The sequence below is a fragment of the Nioella nitratireducens genome (assembly GCF_001879715.1).
Classification (GTDB): domain Bacteria; phylum Pseudomonadota; class Alphaproteobacteria; order Rhodobacterales; family Rhodobacteraceae; genus Nioella; species Nioella nitratireducens.
In genome coordinates this window covers 79,545-104,587 of record NZ_MNBW01000012.1, presented here as the reverse complement: position 1 = coordinate 104,587, position 25,043 = coordinate 79,545, and the positions used below count along the sequence as shown (strand labels likewise).

General features: G+C 64.3%; 26 protein-coding genes and 1 tRNA gene. 13 read left to right on the top strand and 14 right to left on the bottom strand.

Going from position 1 to position 25,043, the window contains the following annotated elements; translation table 11 throughout:
* Nucleotides 1-95: 95 nt before the first annotated feature.
* The 4 genes from BKY27_RS13460 (at nt 96) to BKY27_RS13445 (ending at nt 5,461) form a co-directional block, all read left to right on the top strand.
* Nucleotides 96-644 (top strand): peroxiredoxin, encoded by a 549-nt coding sequence (locus tag BKY27_RS13460; RefSeq protein WP_071675013.1) that lies wholly within the window; start codon nt 96-98, stop codon nt 642-644.
* Between the two features lie 132 nt (nt 645-776).
* Nucleotides 777-1,505 (top strand): VIT1/CCC1 transporter family protein, encoded by a 729-nt coding sequence (locus BKY27_RS13455; protein WP_071675012.1) that lies wholly within the window; start codon nt 777-779, stop codon nt 1,503-1,505.
* 41 nt (nt 1,506-1,546) lie between these two features.
* Nucleotides 1,547-2,914, top strand: a complete 1,368-nt coding sequence (locus BKY27_RS13450; RefSeq protein WP_071675011.1) for a M20/M25/M40 family metallo-hydrolase — start codon at nt 1,547-1,549, stop codon at nt 2,912-2,914.
* 120 nt (nt 2,915-3,034) lie between these two features.
* Nucleotides 3,035-5,461 (top strand): GcvT family protein, encoded by a 2,427-nt coding sequence (locus BKY27_RS13445; protein WP_071675010.1) that lies wholly within the window; start codon nt 3,035-3,037, stop codon nt 5,459-5,461.
* 18 nt (nt 5,462-5,479) lie between these two features.
* Here the strand turns inward: BKY27_RS13445 and BKY27_RS13440 are convergent, their stop codons facing one another.
* The 6 genes from BKY27_RS13440 to speB form a co-directional block, all read right to left on the bottom strand.
* The gene (locus tag BKY27_RS13440) at nt 5,480-6,007 is read right to left on the bottom strand and encodes a holin family protein (RefSeq protein ID WP_071675009.1); all 528 of its coding nucleotides are present in this window, start codon (nt 6,005-6,007) and stop codon (nt 5,480-5,482) included.
* Nucleotides 5,998-6,609, bottom strand: coding sequence for a holin-associated N-acetylmuramidase (locus BKY27_RS13435; RefSeq protein ID WP_071675008.1), 612 nt, complete (start codon nt 6,607-6,609; stop codon nt 5,998-6,000). The genes BKY27_RS13440 and BKY27_RS13435 overlap by 10 nt, the downstream gene beginning before the upstream one ends.
* Nucleotides 6,610-6,809: 200 nt before the next feature.
* The gene (gene ccmE / locus BKY27_RS13430; RefSeq protein ID WP_071675007.1) at nt 6,810-7,265 is read right to left on the bottom strand and encodes a cytochrome c maturation protein CcmE; all 456 of its coding nucleotides are present in this window, start codon (nt 7,263-7,265) and stop codon (nt 6,810-6,812) included.
* 88 nt (nt 7,266-7,353) lie between these two features.
* The gene (locus BKY27_RS13425; protein WP_071675006.1) at nt 7,354-8,166 is read right to left on the bottom strand and encodes a glutamate racemase; all 813 of its coding nucleotides are present in this window, start codon (nt 8,164-8,166) and stop codon (nt 7,354-7,356) included.
* A complete protein-coding gene (locus BKY27_RS13420; RefSeq protein ID WP_071675005.1) occupies nt 8,147-9,061 on the bottom strand; it encodes a lysophospholipid acyltransferase family protein in 915 nt (304 codons plus the stop codon). Before BKY27_RS13420 ends, BKY27_RS13425 begins: the two co-directional genes overlap by 20 nt.
* 90 nt (nt 9,062-9,151) lie before the next feature.
* Entirely contained in the window at nt 9,152-10,114 is a 963-nt protein-coding gene (speB, locus tag BKY27_RS13415) for an agmatinase (protein WP_071675004.1), read from the bottom strand.
* Nucleotides 10,115-10,243: 129 nt separating this feature from the next.
* Here speB and BKY27_RS13410 point away from each other — a divergent pair, with 129 nt between their 5' ends.
* Complete coding sequence (locus BKY27_RS13410) at nt 10,244-10,747, top strand: flavin reductase family protein (RefSeq protein ID WP_071675003.1); 504 nt, start codon at nt 10,244-10,246, stop codon at nt 10,745-10,747.
* 53 nt (nt 10,748-10,800) lie between these two features.
* Here the strand turns inward: BKY27_RS13410 and BKY27_RS13405 are convergent, their stop codons facing one another.
* From BKY27_RS13405 to BKY27_RS13390, 4 genes are all read right to left on the bottom strand, one after another.
* On the bottom strand, nt 10,801-11,388 hold the full coding sequence (locus BKY27_RS13405; protein ID WP_071675002.1) for a histidine phosphatase family protein: 588 nt from the start codon (nt 11,386-11,388) through the stop codon (nt 10,801-10,803).
* 92 nt (nt 11,389-11,480) lie between these two features.
* A tRNA-Val gene (locus BKY27_RS13400) sits at nt 11,481-11,555 on the bottom strand.
* Between the two features lie 51 nt (nt 11,556-11,606).
* Nucleotides 11,607-11,975, bottom strand: coding sequence for an HU family DNA-binding protein (locus BKY27_RS13395; protein ID WP_071675001.1), 369 nt, complete (start codon nt 11,973-11,975; stop codon nt 11,607-11,609).
* Between the two features lie 79 nt (nt 11,976-12,054).
* Nucleotides 12,055-12,837, bottom strand: a complete 783-nt coding sequence (locus BKY27_RS13390) for a polysaccharide deacetylase family protein (RefSeq protein ID WP_071675000.1) — start codon at nt 12,835-12,837, stop codon at nt 12,055-12,057.
* 285 nt (nt 12,838-13,122) lie between these two features.
* Here BKY27_RS13390 and BKY27_RS13385 point away from each other — a divergent pair, with 285 nt between their 5' ends.
* Nucleotides 13,123-13,335 carry a hypothetical protein gene (locus BKY27_RS13385; protein WP_071674999.1) on the top strand — a complete coding sequence of 71 codons (213 nt, stop codon included), beginning with the start codon at nt 13,123-13,125 and terminating at the stop codon, nt 13,333-13,335.
* 123 nt (nt 13,336-13,458) lie between these two features.
* On the opposite strand, the gene lon is transcribed toward BKY27_RS13385, so the two are convergent.
* The 3 genes from lon to tgt all read right to left on the bottom strand — a co-directional run bounded on the left by lon (nt 13,459) and on the right by tgt (nt 18,948).
* Nucleotides 13,459-15,864, bottom strand: a complete 2,406-nt coding sequence (lon, locus tag BKY27_RS13380) for an endopeptidase La (RefSeq protein WP_071675052.1) — start codon at nt 15,862-15,864, stop codon at nt 13,459-13,461.
* A 208-nt stretch (nt 15,865-16,072) separates the two neighbouring features.
* Complete coding sequence (locus BKY27_RS13375) at nt 16,073-17,650, bottom strand: hypothetical protein (protein ID WP_146636248.1); 1,578 nt, start codon at nt 17,648-17,650, stop codon at nt 16,073-16,075.
* A 167-nt stretch (nt 17,651-17,817) separates the two neighbouring features.
* Nucleotides 17,818-18,948 carry a tRNA guanosine(34) transglycosylase Tgt gene (gene tgt / locus BKY27_RS13370; protein ID WP_071675051.1) on the bottom strand — a complete coding sequence of 377 codons (1,131 nt, stop codon included), beginning with the start codon at nt 18,946-18,948 and terminating at the stop codon, nt 17,818-17,820.
* A 71-nt stretch (nt 18,949-19,019) separates the two neighbouring features.
* Here tgt and rimK point away from each other — a divergent pair, with 71 nt between their 5' ends.
* The 6 genes from rimK to BKY27_RS13340 all read left to right on the top strand — a co-directional run bounded on the left by rimK (nt 19,020) and on the right by BKY27_RS13340 (nt 23,213).
* A complete protein-coding gene (gene rimK, locus BKY27_RS13365) occupies nt 19,020-20,414 on the top strand; it encodes a 30S ribosomal protein S6--L-glutamate ligase (protein WP_071674997.1) in 1,395 nt (464 codons plus the stop codon).
* Nucleotides 20,415-20,696: 282 nt separating this feature from the next.
* Nucleotides 20,697-21,050 (top strand): SUF system Fe-S cluster assembly protein, encoded by a 354-nt coding sequence (locus tag BKY27_RS13360; protein WP_071674996.1) that lies wholly within the window; start codon nt 20,697-20,699, stop codon nt 21,048-21,050.
* Between the two features lie 54 nt (nt 21,051-21,104).
* A complete protein-coding gene (locus BKY27_RS13355) occupies nt 21,105-21,749 on the top strand; it encodes a hypothetical protein (RefSeq protein ID WP_071674995.1) in 645 nt (214 codons plus the stop codon).
* Nucleotides 21,746-22,459, top strand: a complete 714-nt coding sequence (locus BKY27_RS13350; protein WP_071674994.1) for a DUF3307 domain-containing protein — start codon at nt 21,746-21,748, stop codon at nt 22,457-22,459. The genes BKY27_RS13355 and BKY27_RS13350 overlap by 4 nt, the downstream gene beginning before the upstream one ends.
* Nucleotides 22,460-22,512: 53 nt before the next feature.
* The gene (locus BKY27_RS13345) at nt 22,513-22,893 is read left to right on the top strand and encodes a HesB/IscA family protein (protein ID WP_071674993.1); all 381 of its coding nucleotides are present in this window, start codon (nt 22,513-22,515) and stop codon (nt 22,891-22,893) included.
* Entirely contained in the window at nt 22,890-23,213 is a 324-nt protein-coding gene (locus tag BKY27_RS13340; protein ID WP_071674992.1) for a TfoX/Sxy family protein, read from the top strand. The genes BKY27_RS13345 and BKY27_RS13340 overlap by 4 nt, the downstream gene beginning before the upstream one ends.
* Here the strand turns inward: BKY27_RS13340 and BKY27_RS13335 are convergent.
* On the bottom strand, nt 23,210-24,142 hold the full coding sequence (locus tag BKY27_RS13335; protein WP_146636247.1) for an isopenicillin N synthase family dioxygenase: 933 nt from the start codon (nt 24,140-24,142) through the stop codon (nt 23,210-23,212). The genes BKY27_RS13340 and BKY27_RS13335 overlap by 4 nt on opposite strands.
* A gap of 136 nt (nt 24,143-24,278) precedes the next feature.
* Between BKY27_RS13335 and tpiA the strand changes: the two genes are divergently transcribed.
* Nucleotides 24,279-25,034 carry a triose-phosphate isomerase gene (gene tpiA / locus BKY27_RS13330; RefSeq protein ID WP_071674991.1) on the top strand — a complete coding sequence of 252 codons (756 nt, stop codon included), beginning with the start codon at nt 24,279-24,281 and terminating at the stop codon, nt 25,032-25,034.
* The last annotated feature ends 9 nt before the right edge of the window (nt 25,035-25,043 follow it).

The following is a 25,043-nucleotide window of genomic DNA, read 5'->3' as shown; positions in this document are numbered from 1 at the left end:
CGCGACCGCATTGCAGACCAATCTGGAATCGTTCTAAAGGACGCAAAGCGAGTTCCGACTCCAACGATTTTCCCTTTACCGACAGGAGAGTAACCATGCTTCCCGGTTCCAGATTGCCGCAAGTGACCTTCAAGACCCGCGTCCGCGACGACAGCCTAGAAGGCCCCAACCCGTTCCGCTGGCAGGACATGACCACCGATGACTATTTCGCCGGCCGCCGCGTGGTGCTGTTCTCGCTGCCCGGCGCCTTCACCCCCACCTGCTCCACCTACCATTTGCCCGGTTTCGAAAACGGCTATGCAGATTTCGCCGAGCACGGCATCGACGCGATTTACTGCATGTCCGTGAACGACAGCTTCGTCATGAACAAATGGGCCGAGGCGCAGGCGCTGGAAAACGTGCAGGTGATCCCCGACGGGTCGGGCGAGTTTACCCGCCGCGTCGGTATGCTGGTGCGAAAGGACAACCTCGGCTTCGGCCTGCGCTCGTGGCGCTACGCGGCCATCGTCGATGACGGTGTGGTCGAGGCGTGGTTCGAAGAGCCGGGCCTGGAAGACAACCACGGTGACGATCCCTACGGCGTATCTTCGCCCGAAAACGTGATGGCGTGGCTGCAAGAGCAGGCACGCGGCGCAGCGGCCTGATCGCCCGCACCAGACGACCAACACGGCCCGGACACAGCGTCCGGGCCTTTTTCGTTGCACAGGCCGCACGCCGCATTGCCCACAGCCCCCGTGCGGGCCAAAGTGGCCACAGCCGAGCAATGGAGAGCAGCCATGGCCATCGACTGGGTGCAGCATCGCCAGCAAGACCACAAGATCACCCGCGCGCAGGAATTCCTGAAGCAGATCGTCTATGGCGGCAATGACGGGATCGTCACCACCTTCGCCATCGTCGCGGGGTTTGCTGGGGCGTCCTCGGACCAGACCGGGCAGATCGGGGCGCTGGCGGTGCTGGTGTTCGGCCTTGCCAACCTCTTTGCAGATGGCGTCTCGATGGGATTGGGAGAGTTCCTGTCAGGCCGTTCGCAACGCGACCTCTACCACGCGCGCCGCACCAAGGAGTTGAGCGAGCTGGCGACCGATCCCGCCGGCGAGCGCACGGAAATGAAGCAGCTTCTGCGCGAACGCGGTCTGTCCGTCGCGGATGCGCGCACCATGACCGATATCTTGATGCGCAATCACAGCTTCGCTGCCGACCTGATGATGACCTATGAATTCGAGATGCCCGACCCGGCCAGCAGCACGCCGCTGGTCAGCGGGCTTTATACCTTCGCCGCCTTCCTGTCGCTTGGGGGGATTCCGCTGGTCCCCTACCTGATCGGAATGCCGCTGGAGGCCGCCTTCCCGGCCTCGGTCGCGGCGACAACCCTGGCGCTTTTCGGGTTGGGTGTCTTGCGGTGGCGGGCCACGGGCGAGGCGCCGGCCCGCTCGATCCTTGAAACGATGGGCGTGGGGGGGCTGTGCTCCGTGGTCGCCTATATCGTCGGCGCACTGGTCGGCTGATCCCCCTTGCATCCCGGCGCGGCTTTGGCCCTGATGGCGACATGACACACCGTGACACGCTGCTCGCCACCGCCCGATCGCCCGAAACCCTCGCCCGCTATATCGCGGAGCTTGCTGATCTCGTGGCCTTTCCCACCGAACCCGGCGCGGCCAAGGCCCATGCGGCTTGTCAGGCCCATATCGCGGCGCTGATGGCGGACCACGGCTTTGCCGCTCGCAGTATCGAGGGCGATCACCCGCCCGCCCTGCTGCTTTCGCGGGTCGAGGGGGACGGTCTGCCCACCATCCTCGGCTATGGCCATGGCGATACCGTGCCAGGGATGGACGGGCGCTGGTCCAAGGGGCTCTCACCGTGGCAATTGACCGAGCGCGACGGCAAGCTCTACGGGCGCGGCGTGGCCGACAACAAGGGGCAGGTGCTGGTCAACCTCACCGCCCTGCGCCTTGTGCTGGACGCGCAAGGCGGTCTCGGCTTCAACATGCATATGCTGGTGGAAATGGGCGAAGAGATCGGCTCGACCGGCCTGAACGAGATCTGCGCGGGCCTGAAGGATGAGATTGGCGCCGATCTGGTGCTGGCCTCGGACGGGCCGCGACTGGCCCAAGATCGCCCGACCGTCTTTCTTGGCGCACGCGGCGCGGTGAACCTGACATTGACCATCCGGCACCGCAGCGGCGGGCGGCATTCGGGCAATTTTGGCGGGCTCTTGCGCAACCCCGGCACCGAGATGGCGCATGTTCTGGCAAGCCTCATCGGGCCGCATGGCGAGGTCCGCGTTCCCGGCTGGACACCGCCCGGCATCCCCGACGATGTGCGCGCGGCGTTGGCCCCGATCACCCCTGCGGGCGGCGAGATCGACCCCGGCTGGGGCACCCCGGGCCTGACCCCGGCGGAACGGGTGCACGCGTGGTCCACGGTCGAGGTTCTGGCCTTTTCCTGCGGCACGCCCGAGCGCCCGGTCAACGCCATCCCGCCAGAGGCCGTGGCCCATATCCAGCTGCGCCATGTGGCCGGAATCGACACCGACGCGATCACCCCCAACCTGCGCGCCCACCTTGATGCAAACGGCTTTGATTTTGTCGAGATCGACGAGCCCGAGGCCCGTTTTCCGGCCTCGGCGACACCGCTTTCCAACCCGTTCGCGCAGTTCGTTCTGTCCTCCATCGAGGCCAGCACCGGCCAGCCCCCCGGCCTTTTGCCGTCGCAAGGCGGGTCGCTACCCAACCATGTCTTCACCGACACGCTCGGCCTGCCCGCCGTCTGGGTGCCGCACAGCTACCCCGGCTGCAACCAGCACGCGCCGGACGAACATCTGCCCAAGGCGATGATGCCCGGCGCCATCGCGCTGATGGCGGGGCTTTACCACGACATAGGACAGGCGGGTCGCGCCGGGCTGGGGCTGGACTGAGCGCACGGCAAACGCCAGTTCACGCCATATCCCCCTGCCGCTTTGTCGGAAACCTGCGATCGAGTGCCGCTTGGGCGCGCTAGGCTGCCGGGAAACCGGACTGCGAAACAGGAGATTTTCATGCAGACCCAAGCCCGTGTGGTGGTAATCGGCGGCGGTGTCGTCGGGTGCTCGGTGCTCTACCATCTGGCCAAGGCGGGCTGGACCGACAGCCTGCTGTTGGAACGCTCGGAACTGACCTCCGGCTCGACATGGCACGCGGCGGGCGGCTGCCACACGATCAACGGCGATCCGAACGTGGCCAAGCTGCAGAAATACACCATCGAGCTGTACCGCGAGATCGAGGAGCTTTCGGGCCAGTCCACCGGGTTTCACATGACCGGCGGTGTCATGCTCGCCTCGACCCCGGAACGGTTCGACTGGCTGAAATCCACCATGGCCAAGGGTCGCTATCAGGACATCCAGTCCCGCGTTATCACGCCGGAAGAAGCGCATGAGCTGATGCCGCTGATCGACCCGGCGCAGTTCGTGGGCGGGCTGGAAACCGTGGTCGACGGCCACCTCGACCCGTCGGGCGTGACCTGGGCCTATGCAAAATCGGCGAAGAAACTGGGCGCGTCCTACGAACAGCATTGCAAGGTCGAAGAGATCCTGCGCGCCCGCGACGGCGGCTGGATCGTCAAAACCAACAAGGGCGACGTGGCTTGTGACCATGTGGTGAACGCGGGCGGCCTCTGGGCCCGCGAAGTGGGCAGAATGGTGGGGCTCGAACTGCCGGTTCTGGCGATGGAACACATGTACCTCATTACCGAGGACATGCCGGAAGTCGCTGAAATCAATGAAAAGACCGGCAAGGAAGTCATCCACGCGGTCGATTTCGATGGTGAATTGTACCTGCGGCAGGAACGCGGCGGGATGCTGATGGGCACCTATGAGAAAGCCTGCGTGCCGTGGTCGGAACGCGCCACCCCGTGGGAGTTCGGGCATGAGCTGTTGCAACCCGATATTGATCGGATCGCGCCTTCGCTGGAAGTGGGTTTTGAACATTTCCCCGCCTTCCAGAACGCGGGCATCAAGCAGATCATCAACGGCCCCTTCACCTTCGCCCCCGATGGCAACCCGCTGATCGGCCCCATTCGCGGGTTGCCCGGCATGTGGTCGGCCTGTGGCGTCATGGCGGGCTTCTCCCAGGGCGGAGGCGTCGGGCTGGCGCTGGCCAACTGGATCACGGCAGGCGATCCCGGTTTCGATGTCTGGGCCATGGATATCGCGCGTTACGGCGATTGGGCCACGATGAGCTATACCAACCCCAAGGTGCAGGAAAACTACGCCCGCCGCTTTTCCATCAAGTTCCCGAACGAGGAATTGCAGGCCGCCCGCCCCTACAAGACCACGCCGATCTATGACCGGCTCTTAGGTCTCGGCGCGCAGATGGGCGACAGCTGGGGACTGGAAGCACCGCTCTGGTTCTCGCCCGACGGCACCAAGGATGCGTTCAGCTGGCGCCGCTCGACCGATTTCCCGCATGTGAAAGAGGAAGTTCGCGCCTGCCGCGAGGCTGTCGGCGTGATGGAAATCTCGGGTTTCTCCAAGTTCTTCGTGCGCGGCCCCGGCGCGGCGGCGTTCCTGGACAAAGTGCTGGCCTGCAAACTGCCGAAACCGGGCCGCATGACGCTGGCCCCGATGCTCAAGGAAAACGGCAAGATGCAGGGCGACCTGTCGCTGGCCTGCCTTGGGGACGCGGAGTATTTCCTCGCAGGCTCCGGCATGGCCGAGGTGTTCTACGCCCGCTGGTTGGAACAACACATGCCGCAGGATGGCTCGGTCACGCTGGAGGTTGTGGGCCTTGGGCTGGTCGGCCTGTCCATCGCCGGCCCCAAATCGCGCGAGCTTCTGCAACGCCTCTGCCACGAGGACGTGTCGAACGACGCCTTCCGCTTCATGGCGATCCGGCAGATGGATGTGGGCATGGCCCCCTGCCTTGTCGGTCGCGTCAGCTTTACCGGCGATCTCGGTTATGAGCTGTGGATGAAACCCGAATACCAGCGCCATATCTTCGAGCGGATCATGCAGTCAGGCGCGGATCTGGGGATCAAGCCCTTCGGCCTTCGCGCGCTCAATGCCATGCGGTTGGAGAAGAACTTTGGCGGATGGGCGCGCGAATACCGGCCCGTCTACGGCGCGCTGGAATGCGGGATGGACCGCTTCGTTGCCTATGGCAAGGACGCGGAGTTTATCGGCAAGGCGGCGGCTTTGGCCGAGCGCGACACCGGCGGCACCCTGCGCCTGCGCAGCTTCGTGGTGGATGCGAAAGGCGCCGACGTCATCGGGGATGAGCCGATCTGGCATGACGAAACGGTGGTCGGCTGGGTCACCTCGGGCGGCTTCGCCCACCATTCCGGTGTGTCCATGGCCATGGGCTATGTGTCCAGGGACGTGGCCGACAGCGACGGACCGTGGTCCATCGAACTGTTGGGCGAGCGCCTGACCGCCCGCCCGCAAACCGCGCCGCTGTTCGATGCCAACATGGAACGGATGCGCGGTTGATCCAAACCGGGGCGGGGGTCAATCCCCGCCCCGGTCGCTTTCGCGTTGCTGCGCCAGCCAGCGCTCCAGCGCCGGGTTGACGTCGCCTGCCCCCGCCACGGCGTCCGCCGCCACCGGCTCTGGCTGCATCCGGGGCAGACGTCCGCCGTTCGGCGTGCGGAAATAGTGCATCTCCCGCGCGCCGAAATAGAAGCTGACGATCGCCCCAAGCAGCCACCACAGCGGCTCTGGCACCGCGTTCAACCCCTCCATCCGGCCAGAAAAAGCCACCGGATCGACCATGGCGAAGACAAACAGTCCGATCGTGCCAAGCGCCAGAAACGGCCGGGGCATCCGGTTGATTCCGTTGATGATCCGGTCAAACAGCCCCGGTCGCGCATATTGAAACTCGTCGCCTTGCGCATCCAGTGCCGCCCGCTGCGCCGCCGCCGACAACTCCAATGCGCGGGTTTCATTGGCGTGGAACACTTCCGCCACATCGCTGACCGCCGAGCCCGCCGCCGAAAGCGCATCCGCCCCGCCCAAGGCGCGTGAAATCAACCCCATGCCGCAACCCTTTCCCGATGTTCCGCGTCTGTCAGGTGAAATTCGGGCGAGATGAACGCCTCGGCCCGCAAGATCCAGCCGCCCTTGCCGCCGTCGCGCCGGGTGGCATAGCGCCTTGACGCCGGTCGTCGATCCGCAATCGCGTAGTAGAAATTCCGCCGCGCGATCCCGTAGGCATCGACCAGCGCCTGCCCGGCCCGATCATGCACCGTTTCCGCAGCCGCGATGGTCTGTGGCCCGATAACGCCGTCCACCACGATTTCCTGCCCCATATCACGCAACAATCTTTGCAAAATGCGCAAGGCGTTGGTCCCGGCGTTGACCTGCATGTCGAAGACGGTCGGCTGCAACGCCTCTGGCAGCCGGTCAATATGCGGCCGCCGATAGTAATGCTCGATGAAAATTTCGACCGCCCGCTCTCGGGGCAAGGCGCGCACATCGGTGACATCCACGTCGCCATCGCCGTCAAGGTCCAGCCCAAGCGCGCGCATGGTATGGATGGTGACCCCGTAATTCGTCGCCCCCCCGGGATCGTTGGGGTCATTCACGAAGCCCCCTTCGCGGTCGACTATTTCAGACGCAATCTGGCGAACCGACAGCATGGTTCAGCCCTCCCATGCTCAGGTTCCGATTGCCCCGACCATAGGCACAAAAAGGTTAAGCCTCCGCTAACCCTGCCTTCTTCTTGGCAAAAATACTCCGGGGAGTGTGAGGGGCTGGCCCCTCACTACCCTGACCTGTCCAAAGGGGACCATCTGCGGCAGACGCGGTGAAAACTCCGTTCCCGGGATTTCCGCGCTGCTCAGCTCTCGGGCGTCGGCGAGCGATACACGCCCTGTTGTTCCAGCGCGTCGATCACCTCGGCGGGCATATAGGTTTCGTCATGGCGGGCCAAAAGTTCCGTGGCAATGAAGACCCCGTCTTGCAAGCTGCCGGTCGCCACCGTTCCCGTGCCTTCGTCGAACAGGTCGGGCGGCGCATCCGAGCCGACATACCGCACCGGGATATCGGCCCCGCCGTCTGTCACAACGAAATGCAGTTCGGTGCCTGCATCGCGCACAAGGCTGCCGTCCAGCACCAGCCCACCGATGCGGAACACCTCGGTCGGCGGCGGCGGCGTCACCGCCACTTCCGATGGCGTGCGGAAGAAATTGATGCCATCGCGCATGCCATAGCCGATCAGCCCGACGGAAATCGCCAAGGCCGCGACTGCGACCAAAATCACCTGGATTCTGCGTTTCTTCTTCAACCCGCGCATGGGGCCCGCCTCCTCAAATTCGCCAGACTGCGTCCTAGATGGGCATTCCCGCCGCAAAGGTCGAGAGCATCCGCAAGGACAGGTTGCCTCAGGCGGTCCGGAACTCGATCTTGCGGCGCAGGAATTGCGTCGCCTTGTTCGACACCCGTGCCGGATCGCCCGTGGTCAGAAATCCCGGTTCCGTCCCCGGCCCCAGCTTGTCGGGATGCCGCTCAAGGTAATCCGCAAGGCTCTCGGCCACCAGGTTGGCTTGGCTGTAGACCGCCACATCGGGGCCGAGCGCGTCCTGGAACACCTCCTGCATCAGCGGATAGTGGGTGCAGCCAAGGATCGCGGCCTCTGGTGTGGGCATCCGCCGTTGCAACGCCTCGACATGGCTGCGCACCAGTGCTTCGGCCAAGATCATGTCGCCTTGCTCGATCGCATCGACCACGCCGCCACAGGGCTGCGCCTCGACATCCACGCCGATGGCGCGAAACGCCAGTTCACGCTGAAACGCGCGGCTGCTGACGGTGGCGGGCGTGGCGAACAGCGCCACATGTTTCACCGCCACTTCGCGCGGCGGGGAATTGTCGCCCCATTGCCGTTCGGTCAACGCCTCGATCAGCGGCACGAAGACGCCAAGCACGCGCTTTCCCTCGGGCACCCAAGCCTCCTGCATCCGGCGCAGAGCCGCCGCCGAGGCGGTGTTGCAGGCCAGGATCACCAGATCGCAGCCCGCATCGAACAGCCGCTGCACGCCCTTGGTGGTCAGATCATAGACATCATCGGCATTCCGCACGCCATAGGGCGCATGGGCATTGTCGCCGTAATAGACAAAGGGCACCTCCGGCAGGCGCTTGGCAACGGCATCCAGCACCGTCAACCCGCCCAAACCGCTATCAAATATCCCGACGGCCATCTCGCTTGTGTTTATCCTCGAATTCGAACCCGATCTCGGACGGGTTGATGGGGGTTGGGGACAATTGGTAGGTGGATTGGCGCAGGAAGTCCATCATCGCCCGCGTGTCCCCGGCAAAGCGGTCCAGCTCTGCCCGCGCAATGGGGGGGCCGATCACCACCTTGACCGGCGTGTTCACCCGCTTGCGAAATTCCTTGATCAACAGCCCCATGCGCAGGGTCGTGTGCAAATGGCTGGCCAGTTGGAACAGGCGGCTGGTGTGCCCCTCGAAAAAGATCGGCACCACGACCGCGTCCGACTTGGTGATCATCCGCGCCGTGAAGCCGCGCCAATAGGGGTCCATCGGCCGCCCGAAGGGCTTGTTGGCCGTGGCCACGGTGCCGCCGGGAAAGATCCCGATCGCGCCGCCCTCGGACAAGTAGCGCAGCGCCGACTTGCGGGTCTGGATGTTCAGCGCGACCGCCTCTTTCGTTTCATCGAAGGAAATCGGCAGGATGACCTTGTCCAGATCCTCGGACTTGCGAAAGACCTGATGGGCAAGAATGCGGAAATCGCCCCGCGTGATCGACAGGATATGGCCCAGCATCAACCCATCGAGAATGCCGTAGGGATGGTTGGCGATGGCGATCAGCGGCCCGTCCACCGGGATATTGTCCAGGCTACCGCCCGTCACCTCCAGCGACAAACCATAGCGTTCGACGATCACTTCCCAGAAATCCCGGCCCGAGCGCACCTCGTCATCATAGCCGCGCGCGCGGCGGATCAGCTTGATCCGACCGGTGGTGTTTTCCATCACCCGGATCATCGCCCGACCGCTTTTGGTTCGGGCTGAATGCGCATAGGAGATTTCCCGCGCGATTTGCTTTTCGTCCTTGGGCTTTTGCTTGCGTGTCATCGCTGTGTCACGAACGGGGTTTGAGTGGAATGGCCATACGCCGGTTCCGCGATTCTTGCCAGCGTCATGATCATGACAGTTGTGTGACAGTCACCGCCGCGTCCACCCCCACAGGCACAACAGCTCCATCGCCACATGCGCACCCGCCACGGCAGTGATCTGCCCGGAATCGAAGGGGGGAGAGACCTCGACCACATCGCCGCCGATCAGGGTGATCCCGGCAATGTCGCGCAGGATGATCGCCGCCTGCGCCGTGCTCAACCCGCCCCAGACCGGCGTGCCGGTGCCGGGGGCATAGCTTGGGTCCAGACAGTCAATGTCGAAACTCAGGTAGACCGGCGCGTCGCCCACGATCTCTTTCACCCGCGCGGCAATCGCCTGCGGCCCCAGTTCGTGAACGCGGCGCGCATCGAGGATCTCGATGCCCAGATTGTCCTCCACCACCGTGCGGATGCCCACATGCACGGAATGCGCCACGTCGATCAGCCCTTCCTTCACCGCCTTGTAGGCGAAGGTGCCGTGATCCACCCGCGCCGGGTCGTCGTCGGGCCATGTGTCGGTATGGGCGTCGAATTGCAGCAACGCCACGGGTCCGTGCCGTTTGACATGCGCGCGCAGCAGCGGCAACGTGATCGAATGATCCCCGCCAAGGGTGATCAGCGCCGCGCCTTGCCCCAATATCCCGTCCGCATGGGCCTCCAGCACCGCTGGAAAGCCGCCGGGATTGGCATAGTCGAAGGCCAGATCGCCATAATCGGCAATCGCCAGCGCGCTCATCGGGTCATAGCCGTCCCAGCCATAGGGCGGATCGTAGACCTGCAACGCGCTCGCCTCGCGGATCGCACGCGGGCCAAAGCGCGTTCCGGGCCGGTTTGTCACCGACTGGTCGAACGGCACGCCGGTCACCGCCACATCCACCCCGGTCAAGGTCTTGGTGAACCGCCGACGCAGGAAACTGATTGCCCCGCCAAAGGTGTTCTCAGCGCTGCGCCCCTTAAGGTCCGCCCGCGTGAACGCCCCGTCCACATCCTTTTTCGCGTCTTCCAGCGCCATGCCCGGCCCCTTTCCCTGTCACGTCCGTGCCCCATGCAAACCCTGTTGCGCGGGAAATGGCAACTCTGCCTTGCATCGCGCCCGCCCACCCTACATTACCAAGACACCCGCCCGGACAGGAGCCGCCCGATGCCAGAGCAAACGCTGCGACAGGAATTCATCGAAGGGATGAGCCGCGCCGCCGCCTCGGTCAGCGTCGTGACAACCGATGGGCCCGCCGGTCGCGCGGGCGTGACCGTCAGCGCGATGACCTCGATCTCCGCCGATGGCGAGGCGCCGACGATGCTGGTCTGCCTGAATGAATCCGCCTCGGCGCTGGCGCCGCTTCTGGAAAACAAATGCTTTTGCATCAATGTTTTGGCAAATGATCAACAGCTTGTGTCCGATGTCTTTTCGGGCCGTGCCCCCGCCCCGGACGGAGACAAGTTCGCGGCGGCCCCCTTCGTCCCCGGCGCGACCGGGGCCCCCCGCCTGACCTCGGCTCTGGTCAGTTTCGACTGTCGGCTGGTCTCGGCTGAAAAACTCGGCACCCACCATATCTGCATCGGCGCGGTGGAAGAGGTCCACGTCGCCCATGACGGCTCGCCCCTGCTCTACGGCATGCGCAGCTATCTGCGGGCCGAAAAGCACTGAGCCGCCAGCGACCGTCCAACGCATCGAGCGTGGGCGCAGCCCACTCAATTCGGTCAGGGGCGCAGCAGGCGGGCCCGGCCGTTGCGGATATGGTGCACAATCCCCTGCCCGCCCGGCACCGCCGCCAAATCAGTGATCGCCATCCCAAGCGCGATACAGCGCAACAGGCGGGAGGTGACCCCATGGGTGACCAACACGGTCGGCCCCTCAAGCTCCAGCAACAGCGACTGCACCCGGTCCGCCATCTGCCCCAGCGTTTCGCCGCCGGGGGCGGCGAATTTCCACAAATGCGGGTCGGTGGCGGCCCGCACCTCGGCATTTTCGGCCCTGAGATCGTCAATAGTGCGACCCTGCCAGCGGCCAAGGTCGATCTCTTCCAGCCGGGCGTCGCAGGCAATCTTCCGCCCGTCCAGCGCCAGCCGCGCCGTGCGCAGGGCCCTCGGGGCCGGGCTGGACAGCACACGCACCCCATCGTGCGGCAATTCCCGCGCCAGAATGCGACCCTGTGCTTCGGCCTGCGCCAGACCGGTGACCGTCAGCGGCGAGTCGAGCCGTCCCTGCATCCGGCCCGCCGCGTTCCACTCGGTTTCCCCGTGGCGCAGAACCCAGATGTCGGGCAGGTCAGGCAGGACATCGGTCATTGGCATCTCTCCTCGGCCGGGGGAACCACCCCCTCCTGCCCCTTGAACGGCAAAAGGCGCCACGGGTCACGCAGCGCCTTTTGCAAGGAAAATGGTGGGTGATAAGAGATTCGAACTCCTGACATCTTCGATGTGAACGAAGCGCTCTACCACTGAGCTAATCACCCTCTGTGGAGCAGGCTTTTAGACTCGGCGCGGCGGCGGCGCAAGGGGGCAGATCAGGGAAAATCATCCCCGTCGGCCTCGTCGTTTTCGGTCACGTCCGGCAGCTTGATCCTGGCGGTCACCATGACGCCCGAAGGCTTTTCTTCGCGCTTGCGCGGGGTGATTTTCCCCAGACCCGGCAAGATCACCGTGCGGCCATCGCGCAGGGCACCCGCAATGGCCTCGCCCAAGTCGACCGCCGTGTCGCGCAGGTCCGAGCGTTTCAGCTCGCTTTCGGCGCCAACCGCGTCGAGCAGGTCTTTCATCCGGAACGGCGGCGCCTCTTCGCCCTCCTGTCGCGGCACATCGCTGAGATTGAGGTCGGTATCGTTGACGACCTCTGCGGAGAGGACGTTTTCGGAGTCGCTGGAATCGCTCGGCATTTGGATTCTCCTGCTCGATAGTCTGCGGTCAGGAAACACGCCGCGCAGGGGCCACGTCAAGGATCGCGGGCAGCCGCGCTCAGTTCCCTTGCCCGAGGGCCGCGCTCAGCTGCAAATGCCGTCCGGTCCACCGGGGCCAGCCGATCAGTTCGGACACGGTGACGAAGCGATAGCCCTGTGCCGTCAACCCGTCGAGCGTGGCTGGCATCGCGCGCACCGTGCCGCCGATGATGTCATGCGACAGGATCACGGCACCGCTATTGGCATGGCTCACGATGCGGCGCGCCACCGCCGCGCTACCCGGCCGCCGCCAATCCTCGGGATCGACAGACCACAGCACGGTCGGAAACCGCCGCGTCTCGTAGATCAGCCCACGCTGGCGCGGCGACAACAGCCCATAGGGCGGCCGCATGGTGACGGGCGGACGCCCGGTCGCCTCGGCAATGATCTGGGTGGTGCGGTCCAGCTCGGCCAGCAAAGAGGTATTCCCCAGCGAGGTCAGCCGCGGATGGTTCCAGGTGTGGTTGCCGATCTCGTGGCCTTCCTCGGCGATCCGCCGGGCCAAGGCCGGATAGCGCGCCACGCGGCGTCCGATCAGGTAAAACGTCGCCCTAAGGCCACGGGCGCGCAGCAGATCCAGCAATTGCGGGGTCAGGGTTTCATGCGGGCCGTCGTCGAACGTCATCGCCAGCAGGGGCTGATCCGTCGGCACGCGGGTGATCGTAGTCGGGCCACCCCGCGCCACCCCCTCGGGTATGGCAAACGCGCTGGTGGCCTGGGCCTGCGCCCAAACGGAACCTGGCAGGGTCGTCGAGACAACAACCGCCCCGGCCCCGCCAGCGAACTGGCGGCGTGTCAACATGTTCAATAATCCCCAGCAAAGGGCGCGTTAGACCAATGCAGAGCAGCATGCCCCGAATCGACCACGAATCAAGTATTGCCCGAGGCTTCTGGCAATTTTCCGTTGCAAATGAGCGTCAGATGCAGCGGACCCGGCGAAATTGCGGCCCAAACCGGGCCAACCGGGCGCCGCATTGACACACCGGCTTGCAACGGAAAACGGTTTGGGAAAGACTGCCTAATCGTACAAATCCGCTGAAATTCCTGCCACTGGGGGCAAGCAGCGGCTCAAAAAAGGGGGAGTCTTATGAAACGCACACTAACGGGCGCGGCCTTGGTTCTGGCCATGGCAGTCGGAACCGCCACCTTCGCGCAAGAAAACACGGCGACCATGTCACCCGAAATCGTGTCGCAGGACGCCTCTGCCAGTGCCGCGGACGGATCGATTCTGGTGCCGATCCTGACGATGATCTTCCTGCTGTTCGTCTCGACCGGCCATGGCGGGTACGCCCCGGCGTAACCAGCCTTTTCATCCACCACGGTCTGGCTGGCCGATCCGTGACGGCATCTGACCATCACGACTGAAAAGGCCGCGAGGGAAACCCCCGCGGCCTCTTTCTGTTGGATCGGATCAGTGCCGCGTTCAGTGCGCCGTGGCACCGGCCCCGGGGGCGGCGGCCTTGGCCGCGGCGGCGGCGGCGGCCTCTTCCGCTTCTTCATCCCATTCGATCGCCTCGGGCGTGCGCACCAGCGCGTGTTTCAGCACGTCGCGCACATGCGCCACCGGGATGATCTCCAACCCTTCCTTCACATTGTCGGGGATTTCCGGCAGATCCTTCTCGTTCTCGTCCGGGATCAGCACCGTCTTGATGCCACCGCGTAGCGCCGCGAGCAGTTTCTCCTTCAACCCACCGATCGGCAGAACGTGTCCACGCAGCGTGACTTCGCCGGTCATGGCGATATCCTTGCGAACCGGGATTTGCGTCAGGACCGAGACGATGGAGGTCACCATCGCTACGCCGGCACTTGGCCCATCCTTGGGGGTCGCCCCTTCGGGGACGTGGACGTGGATGTCGATTTTGTCGAATTTCGGCGGCTTGACCCCGATCTCGGGCGCGATCGAGCGCACGAAGCTGGACGCCGCATCAATCGACTCTTTCATCACGTCGCCAAGCTTTCCGGTGGTCTTCATCCGGCCCTTGCCCGGCAGGCGCAGCGCCTCGATCGACAGCAGGTCGCCCCCGACGCTGGTCCATGCCAGCCCGGTCACCACGCCGATCTGGTCATCCTTCTCGGCCAGACCGAAGCGGAACCGTTTGACGCCAAGGAAATCCTCCAGCGTTTCGGGCGTCACCGTCACGGTCTCGGTGTCCTTTCGCAGGATCTTGGTCAGCGCCTTGCGGCAGATCTTGGCGATCTCGCGTTCAAGGTTCCGCACCCCCGCCTCGCGGGTGTAATAGCGGATGATGTCGGTCAACGCCTCGTCCGTCAGCGAAAACTCCTTCGCCTTCAGGCCGTGGTTCTTGATCTGCTTGGGCAGCAGGTGCTGCTTGGCGATCTCGCGCTTTTCGTCCTCGGTGTAGCCCGCCAGCGGGATGATCTCCATCCGGTCCAGCAGCGGCCCCGGCATGTTGTAGCTGTTGGACGTGGTCAGGAACATCACGTTCGACAGATCGTATTCCACCTCAAGATAGTGGTCGACAAAGGTCGAGTTCTGTTCCGGGTCCAGCACCTCCAGCATCGCAGACGCGGGATCGCCCCGGAAATCCTGCCCCATCTTGTCGATTTCATCGAGCAGGATCAGCGGGTTCGTGGTCTTCGCCTTTTTCAGCGCCTGGATGATCTTGCCCGGCATGGACCCGATATAGGTCCGACGGTGGCCGCGGATTTCGGATTCATCGCGCACACCGCCAAGCGAAATGCGGATGAATTCGCGCCCCGTGGCGCGGGCCACGGATTTGCCAAGCGAGGTTTTGCCCACGCCCGGCGGGCCGACGAGGCACATGATCGGCCCCTTCAGCTTTTTCGAGCGCTGCTGCACCGCGAGGTATTCGACGATGCGTTCCTTGACCTTTTCCAAACCGTAATGGTCGTCATCAAGGATCGTCTCGGCGCGGCCCAGATCCTTTTTCACGCGCGACTTGGTGCCCCACGGGATCGACAGCATCCAGTCGAGATAGTTGCGCACGACGGTGGCCTCGGCGCTCATCGGGCTCATCGACTTGAGTTTCTTGACCTCGGCATCGGCCTTTTCGCGCGCTTCCTTGGACAGCTTTGTCGCGGCGATGCGCTCTTCCAGCTCGGCCACCTCGTTGGCGCCCTCTTCGCCGTCGCCAAGTTCACGCTGAATGGCCTTCATTTGCTCATTCAGGTAATATTCGCGCTGCGTCCGCTCCATCTGCGATTTCACGCGGGTCTTGATCTTCTTCTCGACCTTCAGGACGCTCATTTCGCCCTGCATCAGACCATAGACCTTTTCCAGCCGCTCGGACACGTCCAGAGTTTCCAAAAGCTCCTGCTTTTGCGCGACGTCGATGCCCAGATGACCGGCGACAAGGTCGGCCAGTTTCTCGGGCTCATTGGATTCCGCGACACTGGTCAGTGCCTCTTCGGGGATGTTCTTGCGCACCTTGGCATAGCGCTCGAACTCTTCGGCGACCGAGACGAGCAGCGCCTTGATCGCGTCCGCATCGCCCTCGATTTCCTCGATATCCTCGGCGCTGGCCTCGAAAAATTCGGGGTTCTCCAGAAAGCCTGTGATCGCCACGCGCGATTTGCCTTCGACCAGCACCTTCACGGTGCCGTCGGGAAGTTTCAGCAATTGCAACACGTTGGCAAGAACGCCGGTGCGGTAGATGCCATCGGTGTCGGGATCGTCCTCGGCCGGGTCAATCTGGCTCGACAACAGGATTTGCCTGTCATCCTGCATCACCTCTTCCAGCGCGCGCACAGATTTTTCGCGGCCCACGAAGAGCGGCACGATCATGTGCGGAAACACGACAACGTCGCGCAGGGGGAGGACAGGATAGGTGGTGGTATGCTCTGGCATGTCGCCTTCCTTGTTCTTGGCAAGAGGGCGCGGATCCCGCATGGCGGCAACCCTTTGGCCCTCTCCGGGTGGGATAAGGTTAATTGGGGCACCCATGGCCCGATTTCAACCTGCGCCACCTCCGCTTGGGTTTGCGGCAGTCTGCACTTGCACGCCGGTGGGGGCAAGCGGCGATGGGGCCGAAAGTGAACGGAATATGACGGATGCGTTAACGTGACATCTCGTAGAGTGGCAATGCCGCATGATGGGGCAGCGCTTGCAACCCGGCAGAGATCTCGGACCACCCCGCAACGGGGGCGTCGTCCAGCGCCGCGCGGGCCCGCCCGGTCACGATGATGCGACCGGGGCCGGTCTCGGCCGCCTCGGAAACCGCCTCGGCGGGCAGCAATTCGGCAGGCGAAAACGCCAGCAGGTAGCCGGTGCAGATATACCCGCACGTATCGACCACCACGTCGCCCGCACCCACCTGGTCCAGCAGGTCGGCCTGCATGACCCGCCAATAATCGCTCTCGGCCCGTGCCATGCCCAGCATCGCGCCCAGGCCATTGGCCAGCCACAGCGTGACCACCGCAACCACCATGGCCCGGCGCACCACCGGGCGGCTGTCATCCAGATGCAGCACCAGCGACAGCGCAAGGAACGGCAGGACGGCGATCCAGAATTCCTTGTTCGTCGGCTCCCAGATCGTAACGACCAGCGCATAGACCAGCCCATGCCACGCCAGAAGGCCCCGCATACCCGGCAGGCGCACCCGGCCCGCGCCGGATCCGAGGGCCAAAAACAATAGCCCCAGAATGGACAGCACGCTGACCGCCGTCAAAACCCCGAGCGCCAGCGGCCCCGCGGCCAGCCCGGTCGCGGCGAAATGGGCCTCCTCCAGCAGCATCCGCCCCGGAAACACCGTCTCGATCCGGGCCGTCGCCTCGGGGATGGCGAACAGGAACAGGCTCGACCAGATCGCGGTGCCCAGACCGATCAACGCCTTGACCGGCGCCAGAACCGACAGCGGCGTCCACAGCCCGTCGGCGGCATAGCCCTTGGCCCATGTGATCAATTCGGGCAGGCTGTGATGGCCAAGCAACAGCCACCCGGCCCAGAGATACCCGGCCCCCACCAGCCCGCCGAAAACCGCCAGATAGGCCAACGCCCCACCCCAGTGCCGCCGCGCCAGCAGGATCGCCAGCGCCAGCGGGGCCAGAAACACATGGCTTTGATGCAAAAGCGTCGCCAGCCCCGCCAGCAGCGCCGCATAGACCGCCGCTTGCGCGCCCCCATGCCGCCAGCCCGCCTGCCAGAGCGCCACCACACTGGCCAGCACGAAGGGCAAGGGCAGCAGGTAAGTGTCGGGCATCATCGCGTAGAGCCAAAAGGCAAAGCACCCCGCCAGCAGCCAGACCGAGGCCGACATGGCCCACAAGCCGCCCCCGGCCAGCCGCGCGACCCGCCACACCAGCGCCAACGTCCACAGCGCGGCGGCGAGGCTGGCCAGTTGCATCACCCCAAGCGCCGACACCGGCAGCCCCGTGCCTTGCGCGATCCGGGTCAGGGCCAGCATCAGCGGCTCGTAGAACAGGTGGTTGGGGTGCCATTGCGGCACCGCCCCCGCGACGCGATCGACGTAATACACCGCGTCCTCAGCTTCGGTGAAATTCTGCGGCCATGTCAGCAGGTATAGCAGCCCTGCAAGCAGGATCGACAGCCCCGGCAGCAGCCAGTCGCTGCGGGAAGAAAACCCGGCTTGAGCAGTATATTTCGACACCACGGCCCCCATTCCCAGTGCTGTCACCCCCCGTTGCTACCACGCGACCGGCGCAAGCACCAAGCGGCACGCAATAAACACAGTGTTTTCGGGGCGCAGTCGTCAGCGCACAGGGTCAGCGCACAGGGCAGCACACAGGGTCAGGGGGATTGGAACGCCGCAAGGATTGGTCCTGGATCTCGGTCCTGGGCTGATCAAAGCGGCTCGATATCGCCCTCGGCCCGCGCGGCATGAAAATCCGCCTCGAACCCGGCGAAATCATCGGCCTCGATCGCGTCGCGCATCCCTTGCATAAGCTCTTGAAAGTAATGCAGGTTATGCCAGGTCAGCAACATCGAGCTGATGATTTCCCTGGCCCGGAACACATGGTGCAGATAGGCCCTGCTATAGCCCGTGCAGGCGGGACAGGTGCAGGCCTCATCCAGTGGGCGCGGGTCGTCCTGATGGCGGGCATTCTTGATATTGACCACGCCACGCCGGGTAAAGGCCTGGCCCGTCCGGCCCGACCGGGACGGCAGCACACAGTCCATCATGTCGATCCCGCGCTTGACCGCGCCGACGATATCGTCCGGCTTGCCCACCCCCATCAGGTAGCGCGGCTTGTCCACCGGCAGCATGTCGGGCGCCGTGTCCAGACAGCCGAACATCGCCTCTTGCCCCTCACCCACGGCCAGACCGCCCACGGCATAGCCGTCAAAGCCGATCGCCTTGAGCGCCTCGGCGCTTTCCTCGCGCAGGTCGTGTTCCAGCCCGCCCTGCTGAATGCCGAACAGCGCGTGGCCCGGACGGTCGCCGAAAGCCTCGCGGGACCGCGCGGCCCATCTCATCGACAGGCGCATGGACCGGGCGATGCGGGCCCGATCCGCGGGCAGCGCCGGGCATTCGTCGAAACACATCACGATGTCCGAGCCGAGCAGCTTCTGGATCTCCATCGAGCGTTCCGGCGTCAGCATGTGGCGTGAGCCGTCCACATGGCTGCGGAAACTGACGCCCTCTTCGGTCAGCTTGCGCAGATCGGCGAGGCTCATCACCTGGAAACCGCCGGAATCCGTCAGGATCGGCTTGTCCCAGCTCATGAACTTGTGCAGCCCGCCAAGCCGGTCGATCCGCTCTGCCGTGGGCCGCAGCATCAGGTGATAGGTGTTTCCCAGCAGGATGTCGGCGCCCGTCGCCGCAACGCTTGCGGGCATCATCGCCTTCACGGTCGCCGCCGTGCCGACGGGCATGAAGGCAGGCGTCCGGATCTTTCCGCGCGGGGTGGTAATCACCCCCCGGCGGGCCTTGCCGCTGGTCGCTGTCACGGAAAAGTCAAAGCGCTCTGTCATCTGCTCACCCATTGCTTTGGACAAGCGCCTGTCATAGGCGATTCACTGGAAAAGCCAAGGGAGGTCACGACATGGACGCCACGAACGAGACGGTTCGCCTGGGGTGGGAAGAATGGGTCGCGTTGCCGGGTCTTGGCCTGCCTGCGATCAAGGTTAAGGTGGATACCGGGGCGAAAACCTCGGCGCTTCATGCCTTCGACATCGAAACCTTCGGCCCTGTCAGCCGCCCAAAGGTGCGGTTCGCGGTCCACCCCGTGCCGGGGCGCACCGACATCACCATCGCCTGTTCCGCCGCGATCAAGGACCGGCGCGAGGTGACCTCGTCCAATGGCGAAACCGAGTGGCGCTACGTGATCGAGACCGACCTGGCCATGGGCGACACCCGCGTGCCGGTCGAGGTGACACTCACCGATCGCACCACCATGGCCTATCGCATGTTGCTGGGCCGACAGGCGGTGCAGCCGGATTGGGTCATCAGCCCGTCCGAAAGCTTTTGCCAGCCTGACCTGTCCTATGACGTTTACCATTCGGCGGTGGTCAAGCAGGCCGCGCCGAAACGCGCGTTGCGCATCGCCGTCATGAGCCGCGAAAACAACTATTCTACCCGGCGGCTGGTGGACGAGGGCGAAGAGCGCGGCCATTCCATCGAGGTGATCGACACCACCCGCTGCTACATGGCGATCAACGCGCTGGCCCCCGAAGTGCATTATGACGGCGCCCGCCTGCCCCGCTACGACGCCGTGATCCCGCGCATCGGTGCCTCGGTCACCGCCTATGGCACCGCGGTGCTGCGCCAGTTCGAAACGCTCGGCACCCATTGCGTGAATGGCAGCGTCGGCATCACCGCCAGCCGCGACAAGCTGCACGCCCATCAATTGCTGGCGCGCCACAAGATCGGGATGCCGCGCACCGCCTTCGCGGCCTCGCCGAAGGATACCGGCAACCTGATCGGCCTTGTCGGCACCGCCCCGCTGATCGTGAAACTGTTGGAAAGTACCCAAGGCAAAGGCGTGGTGCTGGCCGAAACCAAGAAGGCCGCGCAATCGGTGATCGACGCCTTTCGCGGGCTGAAGGCCAATTTCCTGGTGCAGGATTTCGTCAAGGAAGCGGCGGGCGAGGATATTCGCTGCCTCGTGATCGACGGCAAGGTGGTGGCCGCGATGAAACGCAGCGCGGCGGGGGATGATTTCCGCTCGAACCTGCACCAGGGCGGCACCGCCGCGGCGGTCCGCATCACCCGCGAAGAACGCGAGGCGGCGCTGCGCGCGGCCAAGGTCTTTGGGCTGGGGCTGGCCGGGGTCGACCTGCTGCGCGGGGCGGACGGACCGAAAGTGCTGGAGGTCAACAGCTCGCCCGGCTTCGAGGGAATCGAAAAGGCCACCGGCAAGAACATCGCCGCCCACCTGTTCGACGCGATCGAAAAAAAAGTGCGCCCGACCCCTGCCCGCAAGCGCAAGAGCAGCTAAGGGATCGACGCGCTTTCGCGCGCCGACCGGCGCGGCCCGTGACCGGGCCGCGGGTGGGGGCGCTGCCCCCGTCGCCTTCCGGCGACTCCCCCGGAGTATTTTTGCCAAGAAGAAGGGGGGCCGGGAATTCGGAACCCGCGCCGCGTCTGTACGAGGGGTGCACAGGGGGTGCACAGGGGGTGCACGGGCGGCAACACCGTTTTTCGCCCCCCTCTGGACCTCGGGCCATGCTTTCCTTATATCTTTTCTCAACAATAGGTTTACCCAGCCGGAAGGCACGAGATGCAAGAGCAGCTAGAGGGCGCCCCGCTCATCAAACCGTCCACCACCGACCACCCGCTATACGACTCGGTGATCGAGGCATGCCGCACGGTCTATGACCCTGAAATTCCAGTGAATATTTATGATCTGGGATTGGTTTACACGGTCGAGATCAGCACTGAGAACGAGGTCGAGATCACCATGACCCTGACCGCACCCGGATGTCCGGTCGCGGGCGAAATGCCCGGATGGCTGGCCGATGCGGTCGGGCCTCTGGACGGGGTGAAGAGTGTGAATGTCGAAATCACCTGGGACCCGCCTTGGGGAATGGAAATGATGTCGGACGAGGCCCGGCTGGAACTCGGATTCATGTAGAAAATCAAGCTTAAAGACTTGATTTTTTGGAAATCAAGTTATATGACTTGATGAATGACGGATGAACGCTCCCAAATAGCCGTGTTGACCGGCGATCTCGTGCAGTCGACCGCTGCCGGGGCCAGCCTGACAAACAAGGCTATAGGGCGCATCAGCAGCATGGCGGCCATCACCACTGGCTGGCCCGGCAACAACGCCGGCCATTTCACGCGGTTTCGCGGTGACGGCTGGCAATTCGTTGTTGACCGCCCTGCATGGGCGTTGCGCGCGCTGATCTGTGTGCACGCCGTCCTGCGCCAAGACGAGGACGGTCCGATCTCTCGTATCGCCATCGGATTGGGGCCGCTTGACCCGGTGACCGGGGACGACCTGTCCGACGCGTCAGGACCGGCCCTTGTGGCCTCGGGGCGGGCCTTGGATAACATGGACAAGGCGCAGGTTTTCGCCATTGTCGGAAAGGGTGTCACCCCCTTGCATCACGCCGTGCTGGCGCTTGTGGAAGACCGGGTGACGCGCTGGACCGTGGAACAGGCCGAGGCCGCAGCCTATTTCCTGTCGCCAACAGCGCCGACGCTCAAATCCATTGCCGAAACCCTCCATATCTCGACACAGGCCGTCCATGCGCGGCTCAAGGGCGCGGGCGCGCAAAGCCTGCGGCGGGCGGTTGAGGCTTGGGAACAGGCCGGGGCTGCCCCGTGACAGAGACCCTGATTGCCCTGACCTGCGCCCATGTCCTGGCCGATTTCCTGTTTCAGAACAAATGGATGGTCGCCAACAAGCTGCGCTTTGGCGGCCTTGCGGCGCATGGCGCGGTGGTGGCGGGGCTGACGGCCCTGGCCCTTGGCGGCGCGCCTTGGGCGGTGGCGCTGACCACCGGGCTGCATCTGGCGATCGACGCTGGCAAGGCCCGGCTGGCGGTTCCGGGGCTGCGCGCCTTTGTGGCCGACCAGGTGCTGCATCTGGCAAGCCTGCTGGCCATTGCCGCGATTTGGCCCACGGCCTTATCCGATGGGCTCTGGCCGCGCCTCGGCCCCGATTTGCTGCCACTGCTGGTGCAGGGCATGGTGCTGGTCGCGGGAATCGTCCTTGCCACCCGCACCGGGCAATTTGTCGTGGGCCTGCTGATGGCCCCCTACCTGGGGGCCTTGCAGGAAGAGGACGGGCTGGAAAACGGTGGCGCCATGATCGGTCTGCTGGAACGCGGGCTGACCTTTCTGCTGGTGCTCTCTGGCCAGACGGCAGGGGTTGGCCTCTTGATGGCGGCGAAATCCTTTCTGCGGGTCGGCACCGCCAATGAAAACAGGCGGATGGCCGAATATGTGATTATCGGCACGCTCGCGTCCATCGGGTGGGCGCTGCTGGTCTCATTCGGCACCGTTGCCCTGCGGAACCTGATCGACATGCCTTGAGATCGCCCCGCGCCTGTCTTACCTTCCGGGTCAGCAGGAAAAGGACGCATCCCATGTTCGGTATTCCCGGCAAGCAAGCCGTGACCATCACCCCCAACGCCGCCCGCCAGATTGCCAGGCTGATGGCGTCCGGCGGCTCTCAGGGGCTACGCATCGGCGTCAAGAAGGGCGGCTGCGCGGGTATGGAATACACGATGGACTATGTGTCCGAAATCGACCCGCTCGACGAGGTCGTTGAACAGGACGGCGCGCGGGTAATGATCGCGCCGATGGCGCAGATGTTCCTTTTCGGCACCGAGATCGACTACGAAGTGTCGCTGTTGGAGGCGGGCTTCAAGTTCCGAAATCCGAACGTGGCCGATGCCTGCGGCTGCGGCGAGTCGATCAAGTTCAAGGATGTGGACGAGCTGCAAGCAGACCGCAGCACGCAATGAGCCTGTCAGCCGGGGACATCGACTTTGCGGTCGAGCTGTTCTCGGGGCTGGGAGAGATATCGACACGGCGGATGATGGGGGGCCTGTGCCTGTATCACGAGGGCACGATCTTTGCGATCCTGCGAAGCGACGGGGCGTTACTGCTGAAGGGTGCGGGAGAGGTCATCGACGCGTTGGAAGCCGAGGGCTGCACCCAATGGGTCTATAGGCGCGACAACGGCAAAAGCGGCGCCATGCCCTATTGGTCAATGCCCGATGCGGCCCTCGACGACCCCGACCTTGCTTGTGACTGGGCGCGCAGGGCGCTGACGCAGCTTTAACCGGTTTTCAGGTGCAGATAGGTTTCATTGAACCGGCGCGTCAGGTGATCGCCTGCCGTGATCGTCTGTCCCGACCCGATGGGAGCCACGTTGGTATCGAAATTCGGATTGAAGAACAGAGGGATCGAGATCCTTTCACCGGCAGTTCCCTTGACCCGATGCGGCGTCGCCACCACCCGGCCACCGGTCCACATCTCCAGCATCTCGCCGAAATTGATCACGAAATCGCCGACCGGAACCTGCACCGCCAGCCACGACCCGTCGCGCAGTTGCACCTCCAGCCCCGGCGCGCCGTCGGTCGCAAGCAGCGTCAGACAGCCGTAATCCGTATGCGCGGCGATACCGAAATCCTTGTCCCCTGCCCAATCGGGCCGCGCGGGGTAATAGTTACCGCGCAACAGCGCCATGGGCTTGGAAAATCGGCTGTCGAAAAAATCGCCGGGCTCGCCGATCGCCTCGGCCACCGCGCCAAGCAGCATCAGGGCCACTTCTCCGGCCTTGGCGTAATAGGCCTGAACCGTCTCGCGAAACCTTTCGGGTTGGTCTGGCCACAGGTTGGGGGCATAGACCGCCAGCCGCGCGTCGGGGTCATCCTCTGGCAATTCAAAACCGCAATCGAAGACCTCTTTGTAGTCGGGGTTCGACGCCGGATCGACCTGCTCTGATCGCGGCGCGCCCCAGCCGCGGTTGGCCCCGGTTCGCGCCATGTCGATGGTGGACTTCGCGGCAGCGGGCAACGTGAAGAACGCCCGGTAGGTTTCTGTTAGTGAAAGAATATCTTCGCTCGATATTACCGTGTTGGTCAGCGTCATGAACCCGGTCTCTGTCGCAGCCCGGCGAATGTCACGCAGCATCTTGGGACGGTCGGGGTGCTGCCGGTCGCGCAGGATGGCGGCGTCGATACGGGGCAAGATGGGGGCGTCGGTCATGGCGGTCCTCGCAAGGCGAAACGCCCTCTATATGGTCCGGATGCCCTGACACGGCAATATGAGCCGGTCGCGGCCCTTCCGCCCCAATCGCTTTCGGGCTATGCCAAGGATGACAGATACCCACGGGGAGGATCCGATGCCGCGCAAACTGGCCGCTGGAAACTGGAAAATGAATGGCACGGGCGAGAGCCTTGCCGAGATCGACCGGCTTGCCGCCGCCCTGCCCAAGGCCGAGGCCGAGGTAGCGGTGTTGATCTGCCCGCCCGCTACGCTGCTCGAAAGAATGAGCGCACGGCTCACGCACAGCGCCATCGCGACCGGCGGACAGGATTGTCACTTCGACGAAAGCGGCGCGCATACCGGGGATGTTTCCGCCGCCATGTTGCTGGACGCCGGGGCCACCCACGTGATCCTCGGACATTCCGAACGCCGCAACGACCATGGCGAGACCAATTCCGATGTCCGCAGCAAGGCACGCACCGCGATAGCCGCAGGGCTGCACGTGGTGATCTGCGTTGGCGAAACCGAGGCCGAGCGGGATGCGGCCAATACGCTCGACATCATCCAAGGCCAGCTTGCGGGTTCTGTGCCCGATCTGGTGACCGGCGAAAACCTTGTCATCGCGTATGAGCCTGTGTGGGCCATCGGCACCGGAAAGGTGCCCAGCATGGCCCAGATCGGCGAAGTGCATGACTTCATTCGCGCGTCCCTTGAACGCCGCTTCGGGGCAGGCGTGGGCCGGTCGGTGCCGCTGCTCTATGGCGGGTCGGTCAAACCCGCCAACGCGCAAGAGATTTTTGCCGTGCACAATGTCGATGGGGCGCTTGTCGGGGGGGCTTCTCTCAAGGCCGCCGACTTCCTGCCGATCGTCGAGGCACTGGCCGCCGCCTGAGCGGTGCGG

Bases quoted from the DNA above. Each gene is read 5' to 3' on its own strand.
- BKY27_RS13460 (WP_071675013.1), top strand. From the start codon at position 96: ATGCTTCCCGGTTCCAGATTGCCGCAAGTGACCTTCAAGACCCGCGTC.
- BKY27_RS13455 (WP_071675012.1), top strand. From the start codon at position 777: ATGGCCATCGACTGGGTGCAGCATCGCCAGCAAGACCACAAGATCACC.
- BKY27_RS13450 (WP_071675011.1), top strand. From the start codon at position 1,547: ATGACACACCGTGACACGCTGCTCGCCACCGCCCGATCGCCCGAAACC.
- BKY27_RS13445 (WP_071675010.1), top strand. From the start codon at position 3,035: ATGCAGACCCAAGCCCGTGTGGTGGTAATCGGCGGCGGTGTCGTCGGG.
- BKY27_RS13440 (WP_071675009.1), bottom strand. From the start codon at position 6,007: ATGGGGTTGATTTCACGCGCCTTGGGCGGGGCGGATGCGCTTTCGGCG.
- BKY27_RS13435 (WP_071675008.1), bottom strand. From the start codon at position 6,609: ATGCTGTCGGTTCGCCAGATTGCGTCTGAAATAGTCGACCGCGAAGGG.
- ccmE (WP_071675007.1), bottom strand. From the start codon at position 7,265: ATGCGCGGGTTGAAGAAGAAACGCAGAATCCAGGTGATTTTGGTCGCA.
- BKY27_RS13425 (WP_071675006.1), bottom strand. From the start codon at position 8,166: ATGGCCGTCGGGATATTTGATAGCGGTTTGGGCGGGTTGACGGTGCTG.
- BKY27_RS13420 (WP_071675005.1), bottom strand. From the start codon at position 9,061: ATGACACGCAAGCAAAAGCCCAAGGACGAAAAGCAAATCGCGCGGGAA.
- speB (WP_071675004.1), bottom strand. From the start codon at position 10,114: ATGGCGCTGGAAGACGCGAAAAAGGATGTGGACGGGGCGTTCACGCGG.
- BKY27_RS13410 (WP_071675003.1), top strand. From the start codon at position 10,244: ATGCCAGAGCAAACGCTGCGACAGGAATTCATCGAAGGGATGAGCCGC.
- BKY27_RS13405 (WP_071675002.1), bottom strand. From the start codon at position 11,388: ATGACCGATGTCCTGCCTGACCTGCCCGACATCTGGGTTCTGCGCCAC.
- BKY27_RS13395 (WP_071675001.1), bottom strand. From the start codon at position 11,975: ATGCCGAGCGATTCCAGCGACTCCGAAAACGTCCTCTCCGCAGAGGTC.
- BKY27_RS13390 (WP_071675000.1), bottom strand. From the start codon at position 12,837: ATGTTGACACGCCGCCAGTTCGCTGGCGGGGCCGGGGCGGTTGTTGTC.
- BKY27_RS13385 (WP_071674999.1), top strand. From the start codon at position 13,123: ATGAAACGCACACTAACGGGCGCGGCCTTGGTTCTGGCCATGGCAGTC.
- lon (WP_071675052.1), bottom strand. From the start codon at position 15,864: ATGCCAGAGCATACCACCACCTATCCTGTCCTCCCCCTGCGCGACGTT.
- tgt (WP_071675051.1), bottom strand. From the start codon at position 18,948: ATGACAGAGCGCTTTGACTTTTCCGTGACAGCGACCAGCGGCAAGGCC.
- rimK (WP_071674997.1), top strand. From the start codon at position 19,020: ATGGACGCCACGAACGAGACGGTTCGCCTGGGGTGGGAAGAATGGGTC.
- BKY27_RS13360 (WP_071674996.1), top strand. From the start codon at position 20,697: ATGCAAGAGCAGCTAGAGGGCGCCCCGCTCATCAAACCGTCCACCACC.
- BKY27_RS13355 (WP_071674995.1), top strand. From the start codon at position 21,105: ATGACGGATGAACGCTCCCAAATAGCCGTGTTGACCGGCGATCTCGTG.
- BKY27_RS13345 (WP_071674993.1), top strand. From the start codon at position 22,513: ATGTTCGGTATTCCCGGCAAGCAAGCCGTGACCATCACCCCCAACGCC.
- BKY27_RS13340 (WP_071674992.1), top strand. From the start codon at position 22,890: ATGAGCCTGTCAGCCGGGGACATCGACTTTGCGGTCGAGCTGTTCTCG.
- BKY27_RS13335 (WP_146636247.1), bottom strand. From the start codon at position 24,142: ATGACCGACGCCCCCATCTTGCCCCGTATCGACGCCGCCATCCTGCGC.
- tpiA (WP_071674991.1), top strand. From the start codon at position 24,279: ATGCCGCGCAAACTGGCCGCTGGAAACTGGAAAATGAATGGCACGGGC.